This window comes from Variovorax sp. dw_954, from assembly GCF_018449755.1.
Lineage (GTDB): Bacteria > Pseudomonadota > Gammaproteobacteria > Burkholderiales > Burkholderiaceae_C > Variovorax.
The window spans coordinates 1-13,290 of sequence record NZ_JAAVVD010000027.1 but is presented as its reverse complement, the minus strand read 5'-3'; the positions used below and the strand labels follow the sequence as shown (position 1 = coordinate 13,290).

General features: G+C 64.4%; 14 protein-coding genes and 1 pseudogene. 5 read left to right on the top strand and 10 right to left on the bottom strand.

Annotation, left to right across the window (positions count from 1 at the left end; genetic code table 11):
- Nucleotides 1-75: 75 nt before the first annotated feature.
- Together HB681_RS30535 and HB681_RS30530 are read left to right on the top strand one after the other, a co-directional pair.
- The gene (locus tag HB681_RS30535) at nucleotides 76-744 is read left to right on the top strand and encodes a hypothetical protein (protein WP_256354447.1); all 669 of its coding nucleotides are present in this window, start codon (nucleotides 76-78) and stop codon (nucleotides 742-744) included.
- A 129-nt stretch (nucleotides 745-873) separates the two neighbouring features.
- On the top strand, nucleotides 874-1,566 hold the full coding sequence (locus HB681_RS30530; RefSeq protein WP_213958642.1) for a mobilization protein: 693 nt from the start codon (nucleotides 874-876) through the stop codon (nucleotides 1,564-1,566).
- Nucleotides 1,567-1,639: 73 nt separating this feature from the next.
- Here the strand turns inward: HB681_RS30530 and HB681_RS30525 are convergent, their stop codons facing one another.
- The 6 genes from HB681_RS30525 to HB681_RS30500 are packed head-to-tail and all read right to left on the bottom strand — an operon-like array spanning nucleotide 1,640 to nucleotide 6,752.
- Complete coding sequence (locus HB681_RS30525) at nucleotides 1,640-2,164, bottom strand: disulfide bond formation protein B (RefSeq protein ID WP_213958641.1); 525 nt, start codon at nucleotides 2,162-2,164, stop codon at nucleotides 1,640-1,642.
- A complete protein-coding gene (locus tag HB681_RS30520) occupies nucleotides 2,161-3,255 on the bottom strand; it encodes a sulfate ABC transporter ATP-binding protein (protein WP_213958640.1) in 1,095 nt (364 codons plus the stop codon). The genes HB681_RS30525 and HB681_RS30520 overlap by 4 nt, the downstream gene beginning before the upstream one ends.
- A 59-nt stretch (nucleotides 3,256-3,314) precedes the next feature.
- Nucleotides 3,315-4,208 carry a sulfate ABC transporter permease subunit CysW gene (gene cysW / locus HB681_RS30515; protein ID WP_213958639.1) on the bottom strand — a complete coding sequence of 298 codons (894 nt, stop codon included), beginning with the start codon at nucleotides 4,206-4,208 and terminating at the stop codon, nucleotides 3,315-3,317.
- Between the two features lie 58 nt (nucleotides 4,209-4,266).
- A complete protein-coding gene (cysT, locus tag HB681_RS30510) occupies nucleotides 4,267-5,163 on the bottom strand; it encodes a sulfate ABC transporter permease subunit CysT (RefSeq protein WP_213958638.1) in 897 nt (298 codons plus the stop codon).
- Nucleotides 5,164-5,166: 3 nt separating this feature from the next.
- Nucleotides 5,167-6,180 carry a sulfate ABC transporter substrate-binding protein gene (locus HB681_RS30505; protein WP_213958637.1) on the bottom strand — a complete coding sequence of 338 codons (1,014 nt, stop codon included), beginning with the start codon at nucleotides 6,178-6,180 and terminating at the stop codon, nucleotides 5,167-5,169.
- Nucleotides 6,177-6,752, bottom strand: coding sequence for an alpha/beta hydrolase (locus HB681_RS30500; protein WP_213958636.1), 576 nt, complete (start codon nucleotides 6,750-6,752; stop codon nucleotides 6,177-6,179). The genes HB681_RS30505 and HB681_RS30500 overlap by 4 nt, the downstream gene beginning before the upstream one ends.
- Before the next feature lie 232 nt (nucleotides 6,753-6,984).
- On the opposite strand from HB681_RS30500, the gene HB681_RS30495 reads away from it, so the two are divergent.
- Both HB681_RS30495 and HB681_RS30490 read left to right on the top strand, forming a co-directional pair.
- Nucleotides 6,985-8,712: an ABC transporter permease subunit gene (locus HB681_RS30495; RefSeq protein WP_213958635.1), complete on the top strand. Its 1,728-nt coding sequence runs from the start codon at nucleotides 6,985-6,987 to the stop codon at nucleotides 8,710-8,712.
- 10 nt (nucleotides 8,713-8,722) lie between these two features.
- Nucleotides 8,723-10,039 (top strand): nitrate/sulfonate/bicarbonate ABC transporter ATP-binding protein, encoded by a 1,317-nt coding sequence (locus HB681_RS30490; RefSeq protein ID WP_213958634.1) that lies wholly within the window; start codon nucleotides 8,723-8,725, stop codon nucleotides 10,037-10,039.
- A 6-nt stretch (nucleotides 10,040-10,045) separates the two neighbouring features.
- Here HB681_RS30490 and HB681_RS30485 read toward each other — a convergent pair whose 3' ends face one another.
- Nucleotides 10,046-10,969, bottom strand: coding sequence for a LysR family transcriptional regulator (locus HB681_RS30485; RefSeq protein ID WP_213958633.1), 924 nt, complete (start codon nucleotides 10,967-10,969; stop codon nucleotides 10,046-10,048).
- 128 nt (nucleotides 10,970-11,097) lie between these two features.
- Here HB681_RS30485 and HB681_RS30480 point away from each other — a divergent pair, with 128 nt between their 5' ends.
- Nucleotides 11,098-11,745, top strand: a complete 648-nt coding sequence (locus HB681_RS30480) for an FMN-dependent NADH-azoreductase (protein WP_213958632.1) — start codon at nucleotides 11,098-11,100, stop codon at nucleotides 11,743-11,745.
- Nucleotides 11,746-11,835: 90 nt separating this feature from the next.
- Here HB681_RS30480 and HB681_RS30475 read toward each other — a convergent pair whose 3' ends face one another.
- The 3 genes and pseudogenes from HB681_RS30475 to HB681_RS30465 all read right to left on the bottom strand — a co-directional run.
- Nucleotides 11,836-12,330 (bottom strand): pentapeptide repeat-containing protein, encoded by a 495-nt coding sequence (locus HB681_RS30475; protein ID WP_213958631.1) that lies wholly within the window; start codon nucleotides 12,328-12,330, stop codon nucleotides 11,836-11,838.
- A gap of 29 nt (nucleotides 12,331-12,359) precedes the next feature.
- Nucleotides 12,360-12,893 (bottom strand): hypothetical protein, encoded by a 534-nt coding sequence (locus HB681_RS30470; protein ID WP_213958630.1) that lies wholly within the window; start codon nucleotides 12,891-12,893, stop codon nucleotides 12,360-12,362.
- 8 nt (nucleotides 12,894-12,901) lie between these two features.
- A pseudogene (locus HB681_RS30465) lies at nucleotides 12,902-13,290 on the bottom strand (chitinase); the annotation flags it as partial.

Genomic DNA, 13,290 nt, shown 5'->3' with positions numbered 1-13,290 from the left:
TCAGCCCCTTTCCATCGCCGGGCCGCACTGTGGGGCCTCGCGGCCGCGTCCTTCGGCCTGGCCGGCTGCAACAGCATGATCAATTCCACCGAACGGGCCGAACCGTACGGCAACAGCGAGTTGATCCAGTCCGGCGCAAATCGCATCGCCAACCTTGCATTTCGCGACAACCTGCAGTCGATCCGCCGTGTGCAGTTGTCGCTCTACCGCCGCAATCCGCGCGAGTGGCGCAAGTGGGCCAGGAGCCCGGAGGATGCGATCCAGCGCACCTGGGACACCATCCTGAAGGGAACGCCGCTGCCCGAGTTGCGTGGCACGCTGGGCATCGACGCAATCCGCATGGCCTTCGAGACCGCCCCGCAGGGCTACCAGGGCGATCGCGTGGCGGCGCTGGCAGTCGGCTGGGCCAGCATGCTCAAGGAAGCCAATGGCAACACCTGGGACCAGACCATGATCGACGGCGTCAATGCGGAGAACAGCTATCGCGCGGCCCGCAACGTCGAGATCTCCCTGTGGCTCATCACGACGAAGACCGGCCCGGACGGCCAGCCGCTGCTGCTGGCCACCGAGATCAGTGACCGCGGCCGCAACCTGCTGCCGGATCGCGAGTTGTCGAAAGTGGTGGCGCGGCTCGACCTCATGGCCGCGCAGGCCGACGAGAAGTACCGCCGGGCCGCGCTGGATTTCGGGCAGAACTTCGTGCTCGGCAGCCTCACGCCATTTCTGGCGATGGTCAAACCCTGAGGAACGCCGCCCGGCACGATCGATGCATGCCGGCACGGTTTTTTACAGCGCCGTGCGCGGGCCGGCTCCTAGAATGCCCCGCGACTTTCCTCCCCCTCCACAAACACCAATCTTCCTGGGCACCAGCACATGAGTTCCATCAATTTCATAGGCGGCGAAAAAGGCGGCGTCGGCAAGTCGGTCACGGCGCGGGTGCTTGCGCAGTACTTCATCGATCGCAGCCGGCCTTTCGTGGGTTTCGACACCGACCGCTCGCACGGCTCCTTCACGCGCTTCTACGAGGGCTTTGCCTCGCCGGTGGTGGTCGACAGCTTCGAAGGGCTCGACACCATCGTGAATGGCTTCGAAGCCAATCCAAACCAGAGCGTGATCGTCGACCTGGCCGCGCAGACGCTGGCGCCGCTGTCGAGCTGGATCAAGGAATCGGACCTCTTCGACGTCTTCAAGGAACTCGGCGTGGCCGTCAACTTCTGGCATGTGCTGGACGATGGCCGCGACTCGACCGACCTGCTCGGCACGCTGATCGACACCTTCGGCACGCGGCCGAACTACATCGTGGTGCAGAACTACGGCCGCGGCAGCGACTTCGGCATGCTGCTCGGCTCGCAATCGCTGTCCAAGGCGACCGCCGCCGGCGCGCAGGTCATTGCGATGCCTCGCCTGCACGAGACCAGCATGCGCAAGATCGACGCGCAGAACACCAGCTTCTGGAAGGCCGTGAACGACAAGACGGGCCCGGCCGCGCTGGGCCTGCTCGAACGCCAGCGCGTGAAGACCTGGCTGGCGACGGCCTACGCGGCATTCGACACGCTGCCGTTGTAGGCACGCGGGCTCCTGCCGGGGGCGACATCAGCGGCTGGCCGAAGTGCCGCCGCTGGTGTGCCTCTGGAAAAGTTCAGGCAGTGGCGAAAGCCGAGTGGCTGCGGCGAAAGCTGCGCGCAATCAACACGATCAGCAGCAAGCCGAACACCACGAACGAAATGAAGGACCAGTTGGCAATCGACAGGCCGAGGAAGGTCCAGTCCACCTTCGAGCAATCGCCGCTGCCCTTGAAGATCATGGGCAATGCGCGTTGCAGCGGGAAGCTCTCGATCATTCCGTAGATGTCCCGGCCGCAGCTCACGTATTCCGGCGGATGCCATTGCAGCCAGGTCTGGCGTGCAGCCGTGAAGCCCCCACCGATGGCCGACAGCAATGCCAGCAGCGCGAAAGGCAACTGCAGGCCCTTGCGATGGCTCAGCGCCGCGATCGCGGCGAATACCCCGACCCCGATCAAAGCGTAGCGCTGCACCACGCACATCGGGCAAGGCTCGAGGCCGACGATGTGCTGAAGGTACATGCCGAAGGCCAGCATGCCGATGCAGGCGATGCAGATGAGCGCATAAGCGCGGCGCGGTGCGCCAAAAAACCAATCGATCAAGGAGATACCCAGTCTTCTACGAACACCCTGGCCTTGCGCGGCTGGGCGACCACGGTGTCGCCCTCCTTCAAGCCCAGGTCCCGGAACTGTTGCGCAGGGAGTTGCGCCTCGATGATGGTTCCGGTGCCCGGATTATCTGGATTCGATTCGGTGGGCTCAAGTTCCAGCCGCGCGATCGGGCCGACCACGATGGCGCGCGTCAGCGTGGCCACGATGCCGCCCGCGCCCGGCGTGTAGCGCGAGATGTCGAGGTCGTGCGGCCGCACATAGGCGAGCGCCTTGCTGTCCTGCACGGCGCTGTGCTCCGGTGCCTGCAGGCGGATGCCTTCGACCTGCACCTCGCCCTCGTGCGCGCGGCCGTGGAACAGGTTCACGTCGCCGAGGAAGCCGTAGACGAAGGGGCTGGCCGGATGGTCCCAGACCTGCTGCGGCGAGCCGACCTGCTCGATCTGCCCCTTGTTGATGACGACCACGCGGTCAGCCACTTCGAGCGCCTCCTCCTGGTCGTGCGTGACGAAGATCGAGGTGACGTGTAGTTCGTCATGCAGGCGGCGCAGCCAGCGGCGCAGTTCCTTGCGCACCTTCGCATCCAGCGCGCCGAAGGGCTCGTCGAGCAACAGTACCTTCGGCTCCACGGCCAATGCGCGCGCCAGTGCGATGCGCTGGCGCTGGCCGCCGGAGAGCTGCGATGGATAGCGATCGGCCAGCCAGTCGAGCTGCACCAGCTTCAGCAGGTCCATGACCTTCTTCTTGATCGCGGCCTCGCCGGGGCGCTGGCTGCGTGGCTTCACGCGCAAGCCGAAAGCCACGTTCTCGAACACCGTCATGTGGCGGAACAGTGCGTAATGCTGGAACACGAAGCCCACGTTGCGCTCGCGCACGTGCACGTCCGTGGTGTCTTCCCCAGAGAACAGGATGTTGCCGTTGTCGGCCGTCTCCAGCCCCGCGATGATGCGCAGCAACGTCGTCTTGCCGCAGCCCGACGGGCCCAGCAGCGCGACCAGTTCGCCCGACTCGATGTCGAGGTTGACGCCCTTCAGCGCCTGGAAATCGCCAAACCGCTTGCTGACGTTGCGAATCTCAATGCTCATGATGTTTCTCTCTGGTCTTCCTCCCTCTCCCCTCGGGGAGAAGGTTGGGGTGAGGGCTGTTACGCAGCAGTAGGCCGCTCTGGCGGCAACTCCGCGATCGCCTTCATCTCCCGCTCATGCCGCCACTCGATCACCGACTTGATGACCAGCGTCACCAACGCCAGGATCGCCAGCAACGAGGCGCAGGCGAATGCAGCCACCGACTGGTATTCGTTGTAGAGCACCTCGACATGCAGCGGGATGGTGTTGGTCTGCCCGCGGATATGCCCCGACACCACGGACACCGCGCCGAACTCGCCCATCGCCCGCGCATTGCAGAGGATGACGCCGTACAGCAGGCCCCACTTGATGTTCGGCAGTGTCACGCGCCAGAAGGTCTGCCAGCCGGTCGCGCCGAGCACGATCGCGGCCTGCTCCTCGTCGCTGCCCTGCGCCTGCATCAGCGGAATCAGCTCCCGCGCGATGAATGGGAAGGTCACGAACACGGTGGCCAGCACGATGCCCGGCACGGCGAAGATGATCTTGACGTTGTGGTCCGACAGCCACGGCCCGAGCCAACCCTGCGCGCCGAACACCAGCACGTAGATCAGGCCCGCGACGACCGGCGAGACGGCAAAAGGCAAGTCCACCAAGGTCGTCAGGAAGGCCTTGCCCTTGAACTCGTACTTGGCAATGGCCCAGGCCGCTGCCACGCCGAACACCAGGTTCAGCGGCACGGCGATGGCCGCGGTGATCAGCGTCAGTTCGATGGCACTCCAGGCATCGGGCTCTTGCAGCGCCTCGAGGTAGGCGCCCAGGCCCTTGCGCAGTGCTTCCGCCGCCACGGCCGCCAGCGGCAGCACGAGGAACAGCAGCATGAAGGCCAGCGCGATGGTGATCAGCGTCCAACGCACCCAGGCCGATTCGGTGGTCCCCGCATTGGCCCGGCGAATGACTTTGGCCGGCGCGCTCATTCGAAAACCTCCGCGCTGCGCGCTGCGGTGCGAGTGCCTTCGGGCGGCCGTGCGGCGCTCATGCCATCGCCCCAGTCGACCGCCGACGCTGCCACGCCTGCAGCCCGTTGATCACGAGCAGCAGCACAAAGGAGAACACCAACATCACCAGCGCCACCGCGGTGGCGCCCGCGTAGTCGTATTGCTCCAGCTTGCCGATGATGATCAGCGGCGTGATCTCGGAAACCATCGGCATGTTGCCCGCGATGAAGATGACCGAGCCGTATTCACCGATCGCGCGGGCGAAGGCCATCGCGAAGCCAGTCAGCAGCGCCGGGGTGATGGATGGCAGGATCACCCTGGTGAAGGTCTGGAAGCGTGTCGCCCCGAGCGAGGTCGCGGCCTCCTCGAGTTCCTTCTCCGTGTCTTCCAGCACCGGTTGCACCGTGCGCACCACGAACGGCAGCCCGATGAAGATCAAAGCGATCACGATGCCTGCCGGCGTGAAGGCCAGCTTGATGCCATGCGGCTCCAGGAACTGGCCCACCCAGCCATTGCCCGCGAGCAGCGCGGTCAGCGAAATGCCGGCCACCGCAGTCGGCAACGCGAAAGGCAGGTCTACCAGCGCATCGACGATGCGCTTGCCCGGGAACTTGTAGCGCACCAACACCCACGCCACGAGCAGCCCGAACACGAGGTTGACCAGCGCCGCGATGAGGGACGCGCCGAAGGTCAGCTTGTACGAATGCACCACGCGCGGCGCGCTCACCGCCGCCCAGAACTGGTCCCAGGTCAAGGTGAAAGTCTTGAACACCAGCGCCGACAGCGGCAGCAGCACGATCAGGCTGAGGTACAGGATCGTGTAGCCGAGCGTCAGGTTGAAGCCAGGCAGGACGCGGCGCGACGCCCGTGGGGCGCCGGCAAGCGAAAGCGGCGCTACCGCGGACGGCAGCGCCGTGGATACACCACCGCTCATGTCTTACTTTGCGCCGGGAACGTAGAGCTTGTCGAACTGGCCGCCGTCGTTGAAGTGCACCTTCTGCGCTTCACCCAGGCTGCCGAAGAGTTCCTGCACGGTGAACAGTTGCACCGGCTTGAAGGTCGTGGCGTACTTCTTGAGCACGGCTTGCGAGCGCGGGCGCAGCGCATGCTTGGCCGCGATCTCCTGCGCTTCATCGGAATAGAGGTAGTCGAGGTAGGCCTTGGCCAGTTCGCCGGTGCCCTTCTTGGCGGTCGTGCGCTCGACGACGGCGACCGGGTTCTCGGCCACGATGCTGATCGAGGGGTACACCGCGTCGACCTTGCCGGCGCCAAACTCGCGATCGATGGACACCACTTCGGATTCGAAGGTGATCAGCGCGTCGCCGATGTTGCGTTGCAGGAACGCGGTGGTGGCGTCGCGACCGCCCCGTGCCAGGATCGGCACGTTCTTGAACAGCTTGCTCACGAACTCCGCGGCCTGCGCGTCGGTGCCGCCCTTCTTCTTCACATAGCCCCAGGCGGCCAGGTAGGCGTAGCGGCCGTTGCCGCCGGTCTTGGGGTTGACGATCACGACCTGCACGCCGGGCTTGATCAAATCGTCCCAGTCCTTGATGCCCTTGGGGTTGCCGTTGCGCACGAGCATCAGCATCGTCGAGGTGGTGGGTGATGCGTTGTCGGGGAACTTCCTGGCCCAGTCCTTGGCGACCACGCCCTTCTCGGCGAGGAATTCGACGTCGGTCGAGGTGTTCATGGTGACCACGTCGGCATCGAGGCCGTCGGCCACGGCGCGGGCCTGGGCGCTGGAGCCGCCATGCGACTGGTCGATCTTCACGTCCTTGCCGGTGGTCTTCTTGTAGTGGGCGACGAAGGCGGTGTTGTAGTCCTTGTAGAACTCGCGGGCCACGTCATACGACGCATTGAGCAGCGTGTTGCTCTGTGCATGGCTGGCGACGCTGGCGAACAGCGCGAGGCTGGCCAGCAGGAACTTGGAGGACTTGATCGGAGAGGTCATGGAGAGGTCGAGGTTGCAATGGAGTCCCGCAGCGCCGGACGTTGTCCCGGCGTGTCGGTCAGCGACTGCAGCAAGGCGAGGCCGAGGGGCCAGTCGCCATGTCCGGAGTCGATGTTGATGTGGCCCGCATTCTGCATGCGGACGAATTCGCTGCCCCAGGAACGGGCATAGGCGCCGGCCAGGCGTACCGGGCAGAAGGGGTCGTTGCTGCTGGCCACGACGATGCTGCGATACGGCAGCAGCGCGTACGGCACCGGGGCGAAGTCGTGCAGGACGGAGCGGCGTTCCGGGTCCGCGGGCGCCACCAGCAAGGCGCCGGCGATGCGTTCGGCGGCTTCGTGGCCCAGGTGAGACACGGCGATGCAACCAAGGCTGTGCGCCGCGATCACGACGGACTCGGGCCGCGAAAGGATGAGCTTTTCGAGGTTGCCGACCCAGGCGGCACGGGTCGGCGCGACCCAGTCGTCCTGGCTGACGCGCTCGGCGCCCTGCAATTGCTCGGCCCACAGACTCTGCCAGTGGCCAGCGCCGGAGTCGCGCCAGCCGGGAACGATGATGAGTCTCGTCGTCACGGCGCAGCAGGCAGGGATTCGGCAGGGAAAATGCCGGTGGATGAGGCGGTCATGGGGCGTGGTTGGAGGGCGAGCCGCCGATTGTCCGGGGCCTTCTACAGATAACAAACGAATATCTGCTTGTAAGAATATGGCCTCCAGCGCATAAGAAGTCAGGTTCGCGGCGGAAGGCGTCGGCACAATCGGCGCGGTTCGCGGACCGGGTCCGTCAGTTTTCTCCGGATTCGCACCGATGTTCGACAAACGATTCGTTCCCCGCCAGGTGGTCGCATCCGGCGGCAACCGCTGGGACTGGGCCCTGCTGCCGCTGGTACTGGCGCTGCTGTTCGCGCTGGCCTGGGGCGGCTCGCAGATGGCACGGCCCTACGAACTGGGCGAGACGCTGCCGATCAGCCTCGACCCCTGGATGCTGCCGTACTACCTGTTGCGGACCACGCTGCGGATGTTCCTGGCGCTGGGCGCGTCGCTGGTGTTCAGTTGCCTCTTCGCGGTGGTGGCCACCAAGTACCGCTCGGCCGAGAAGGTGCTGGTGCCGTTGCTCGACATCCTGCAGTCGATCCCGATCCTGGGGTTCCTGTCGATCACGGTGACGGGCTTCATCGCCCTCTTCCCCGGCAACCTGCTCGGCGTGGAATGCGCAGCCATCTTCGCCATCTTCACCTCGCAGGCCTGGAACATGGCGTTCAGCCTGTACCAGTCGCTGCGCACGGTGCCGGCCGAGCTGCGCGAGGCGGCACAGGTGTTCCAGCTCTCCGGCTGGCAGCGCTTCTGGCGGCTGGAACTGCCCTTTGCGATGCCGGGGCTGCTCTGGAACATGATGATGTCGATGTCGGGCGGCTGGTTCTTCGTGGTGGCGTCGGAGGCCATCTCGGTGTCGAACCAGAACATCAAGCTGCCCGGCGTGGGCTCCTACATCGCGATGGCGATCGAGGCCCGCGACCTGGGCGCGATCGGCTGGGCCATCGCCGGCATGCTGATCGGCATCACGCTGTATGACCAGTTGTTCTTCCGCCCGCTGATCGCCTGGGCCGACAAGTTCAAGTTCGAGGAAGGCAGCAGCGAGGATTCGCCGAACTCCTGGCTACTGACCTGGCTGCGCCGCACCGACCGCATCAAGCATGCGGTGCATCGCGTCACCGGCCTGCTCGATCGCTCGGTCGCGTTGTTCCGCCGCGACCACGACGGCACCTCGATCAAGGCCCGGCCCCAGCCTGCCAACCCCACCGCCGTGCGCATCTGGGATGCCATCGTCGCGGCTGCGGTGCTGGTCGCGGTACTGTGGCTCACGCGCTTCATCCACACGGAAGTGGGCTGGCGCGAGGTAGGGCACGTCTTCCTGCTGGGCCTCTACACGATGCTGCGGGTGCTGGTGCTGATCGCGCTCGCCGCGTTGGTGTGGGTGCCGATCGGCGTGTGGATCGGCATGAACCCGCGCTGGGCCGGGCGGTTGCAGGGCGTGGCGCAGTTCATGGCCGCGTTTCCGGCGAACCTGATGTTTCCCGTGGCTGTCTTGTTCATCGTGCGCTGGCACCTGAACCCGAACATCTGGCTGGCGCCGCTGATGGTGCTGGGCACGCAGTGGTACCTGCTGTTCAACGTGATCGCCGGTGCGTCGAGCGTGCCGACCGAGTTGCGCTATGCGGCGCAGAACCTCGGCCTCAAGGGCTGGCTGATGTGGCGGCGCTACCTGCTGCCGGCGGTGTTCCCGAGCTTCGTGACGGGCGCGATCACGGCCAGCGGCGGCTCGTGGAACGCGAGCATCGTGGCCGAGTACGTGACCTGGGGCGACACCACGCTGAAGGCGGCGGGGCTCGGCAGCTATATCGCCGAGATGACGGCCATCGGCGACTTCCCGCGCATCGCGCTGGGCATCGGCGTGATGTGCGTGTTCGTCATGGGCATGAACCACTTCGTCTGGCGCCGGCTCTACGACCTGGCCGAGAACCGGATGCATTTTTGAGGAGCCATGCATGGCCGAAGCGATTGTTGAATTGAAGGGCGTGGGCAAGTCCTTCCGCGGTTCGGACGGCGCCACGCGCTCCGTGCTCGAGGGCGTCGACCTGCGCCTGGCCGAGGGCGAGATCGTGGCGTTGCTCGGCCAGTCCGGCTCGGGCAAGTCGACCTTGCTGCGCATCCTGGCCGGGCTGATCGGCGTCGATGGCGGAACGGTGCGCTATCGCGGGCAGCCGCTGTACGGGCCTGCGCGCGGCATCGCGATGGTGTTCCAGTCGTTCGCGCTGTTCCCTTGGCTCACCGTGCAGCAGAACGTGGAACTGGGCCTGGAGGCGCGCGGCGTGGCGCCGGCCGAGCGCGCGCGCCGCGCCGAGGCGGCCATCGAACTGATCGGCCTGGCCGGCTTCGAGGGCGCGTTGCCGCGCGAGCTGTCAGGCGGCATGCGCCAGCGCGTCGGCATTGCACGCGCCCTCGTCGTGGAGCCCGAGGTGCTGCTGATGGACGAGGCCTTCTCCGCCCTCGACGTGCTCACAGGCGAACGCCTGCGCGACGACATCCTGCAACTCTGGGGCAGCGGCTCGATGCCGACCAAGGCGATGCTGATCGTGTCGCACAACATCGAGGAAGCCGTGCTCATGGCCGACCGCGTGCTGATCTTCGCGACCGACCCCGGCCGCGTGCGCGCCGAGTTGCCGATCCACCTGCCGCGGCCCCGCAACGTCGACAGCCTCGAGGTGCGCGCCTTGATCGACGAGGTCTATTCGCTCATGACCGAAAGCGCTCCGGCGGTCGGGCGCACGCGTGACGAACCGGTGGCCATGCATCTCGGCGACCGCTTGCCGGATGCCGACGTCGGGCGCATGGAAGCCCTGCTCGAATTGCTCGTCGAAGACGGCCGCGATGGCCGTGCCGACCTGCCCCGGCTGGCCGAGGAAGCCGAACTCACCGACCACGAGTTGTTGCCGCTCGCGCAGGCGCTGGCGTGCCTCGGCTTCGCGCAACTGGCCGACGCCGACCTGCACCTGACCGAGCTTGGAAGAAGCTATGTCGCGGGCACGCACACGCTGCGGCAGCAACTGTTCGGACAACAACTGCTGGCCCGGGTGCCGCTGGCTGCGCACATCCGGCACAGCCTGGAACAGGCACCTTCCGGCGAACTGCCGGAAGAGCCGTTCCTCGCCTTGCTGCGCGAGAGCCTCGACGCGCCGGTGGCCGAGCGCGTGCTGCGCACCGCGATCGAATGGGGCCGCTATGGCGAGGCCTTCGAATACAACTTCCACACCGGCCTGATCCACCTGCCGGTCGGCGAAGAGGCGACCGCAGCCGAAAGCTGAACGCGTTCAGCAGGTGACGATTGCGTGCGGCTCGGCGCCGTCGAGGTTCTCCGCCAGGAAATCGATCAGCTTGCGCACGGCCGGCACCAGCGCACGGCGCGCCGGGAACATGGCGTGGCAGATCCCCGGCGGCGGGCCCCATTCCGGCAGCAGCTCGACCAGCTTTCCACTGCGGATGTGAGGCGTGCACATGTAGTCCGGCAGGATCGACGCACCAATGCCGCCGACGACGGCGAAGACCAGCGTGGCCAGGTCGTCCGCGATGTAGCGCGGCGAATGGACGTGCACGTAGCTTGCCCCGCCCGGCCCTCCGAGGTGCCAGCTCTGGCGACCATCGCCGCTGGCCGACATCGCCACGGTGTCGAGCCGCGACAGGTCTTCGGGCTTTTCGATCGGGCCCTGGCGTTGCACCAGCTCGGCACTGGCCACGAGCAAGCCTCGACTCACGCCGAAATTCTTCGCCACCAGGGTCGCACTGTTCTCGATCACCGGCCGTACGCGCAGCGCGATGTCGACGCCCTCCTCCACGGGATCGACCGGCCGGTTGATCACCATCATCTCCACGCGCACCGCCGGGTAGCGGCTCATGAAGACCGGCAGCAAGGGCCCGAGGCTGCTGTGCGCCAGCGTCACCGGACAGCTGATGCGGATGGTGCCGCGCGGCTCGGTCTGCACCTGGGCCACGGCCTCGCCGGCCGCCTGGGCCGCATCGCGCATCGCGGCGCAATGGCGCAGGTACAGCTCGCCGGCGGGCGTGAGCGAGAGGCTGCGGGTGCTGCGCTGCAGGAGTTGCACGCCGAGTTGCGTCTCCAGCTCTGCTACCCGCCGCGAGAGGCGCGACTTCGGGATTCCCAGCGCCCGCCCCGCCGCAGCAAAGCCCCCGCGCTCCGCCACCTCGGCGAAATAGACCATGTCGTTGAGGTCTAGCATCTTTATTGTCCTGATTTTGGAACGATGTATGCCATTTTCAGCTACTTATCAATCAGTCACTACAAATTTAGACTTCTCCCCATGCCGACGCGTTTGCCGGCTCACTTACTGAAAGAGAGCGAAAGATCATGAAACTGCTGCACGTTGATTCCAGTGTCCTGGGCGCCAACTCCGTTTCCCGTCTGTTGTCGGCCGAGATCGTTGCCGAATGGCGCAAGGCGAACCCGCAAGCCACCGTCGACTACCTCGACCTGGCGGTGGACACCCCCAACCACTTCACCGCTGACGCGATCGGCATCAAGACCGGCCTGCAAGCCGAGCCGACCGAAGCCCAGCGCTTCGAGAACGCCGTGTCCGAGCGCCTGGTCAGCCAGTTCCTCGCTGCCGACGTGATCGTCATCGGCGCGCCCTTCTACAACTTCACCATCCCGACGCAACTGAAGGCCTGGATCGACCGCATCGCGCAGATCGGCCGCACCTTCAAGTACACCGACAAGGGCCCGGTCGGCCTGGCCGGCGGCAAGACCGTGATCGTGGCCTCGAGCCGCGGCGGCATGTACTCGACCAGCGAAGGTGGTCAGGCGATGGAGCACCAGGAGAGCTATCTCAAGGTGATCTTCGGGTTCTTCGGGATCACCGACGTGCGCTTCGTGCGGGCTGAAGGGCTGGGCATGGGTGACGCGGCCAAGAATGCCGCACTGGCTTCGGCGCGCAGCGACATCCAGATCGCGGTTGGTGCTGCGGCCAATCAAGACCGCGCCGCTATCGCCGCCTGATCTGATTCGCTAGCTTGCGAATCGAGCCCGCCTTGTGCGGGCTTTTTGCTTGTTGGCGCACGCTTGCTTGGTGCAGGCGAGCGGTTCGTCTCAATTGATGTTGGCGTTCTTGAACTCGAGGTTCTCGAAGTAGCTGCCGGTGAAGTCGACATGTTCGCCGCGAAGGCCGTCGGCCTGCACCGTCGTGCCGGTGCAGCCAAGCACATCGACCTGCGACCAATGGCCACCGTCGAAATTCAAGCCGTTCCACTGGCAGTTGTTGAACCTGCTCGCGGTGAACTGACTGTTCTTGAATTGGGAATGGGCGAAGGTGCAGTTGTCGAACGTGCATCCAGAGACGGTTATGCCCTCGAAATCGCAGCCTGTGAAAGTGCAACCGGTGAAGTGGCAGGTGGTCCAGCCGGCTTGCCTGAAAGTGGTGGCGGTGAAGCTGCTGCCGGTGAAAGTGCTGCTGGCGAGCTGCGCGAGATTGAGGTCGAGACCGGCGTAGGCGTTGCTGTCGCTCTGGCCGGTAAGACCTGCGGGGGCCCCTCCGATGCCTTTGCGCCATCGGTCGTGTTTGAGGATGATTATTTGGGAGGGCATATTTTATTGAAACCCGGCAATTGCGGGCACTACTCGCGCAGCAATCTTCTTATCGACCCCGCATCTTTATATTTAAACACAGATCGCACACCCTCCTTAGTTCCATCTAGACCACTGCCAATTTTCTCTTCGATCTTTACGAGGCGAGGGACCTCAAAAGAAAGCCTGCTTGCATTCCCAGAAAACACGTAGGATTTATAATAGTCTCCGTCAGTTCCGATGCCGGGATGACTTATTCGCCATTTAACCAAGACAACGAGATCGCTTTTCCCGTCTTTATCCACATCCTCCGCGAACACCGTCTCAATCACGGGGGCCGCGCCCTCATGAGGAATTGTCGCCAATCTTATCGAACTGTACGAATTTTTGTCCAAATTCGGTAACAGCAAGAAAGCATCAACAACACTGCCACCTTCTTCGTCACGCTCAAAAAACGTCACAATAGCATTCTTGCTAAGAAAGTCAATTTTGAAGGATCCGTCAATTTTTGCTTCCTTTGCAAATGCAGAAGCACTTACCAAATAGAGCAGTGCAATAATCCGCGCCCACTTCCATTTCGTCATCACACCTCCTAAATGCCATCAAAGGCTTGTTTCTCCCAGCCGTGCGAAAAGTGGTCCCGGCGTTGCTGGTAACTCTTGGTACTTCGATTAATTACCCGGGTAATTTTATCCACGGTTTCTGCCTGAGGACCTAGATCTGCAACTTCATATAACTTGTAGTGCAACCAAAAAAATACGCCTGACCGCACTGCGTATTTCGCGTCCTCGAGAATTTCCGGGTTGTTAACGGCATCCGGAACTTTATCGCTCCAAACCTTGGCGTAATTATTCATGAAATCTTGATAATTTGCCTTTCCCGTGAGTTGCTTCAGCCCCCGCCCGCGATACCTCCAACCGTCTCCACTGGCGACGTCGCCATTTCCAAGTCGACTGCCCTCATACGCTCGGTTCGCAATAG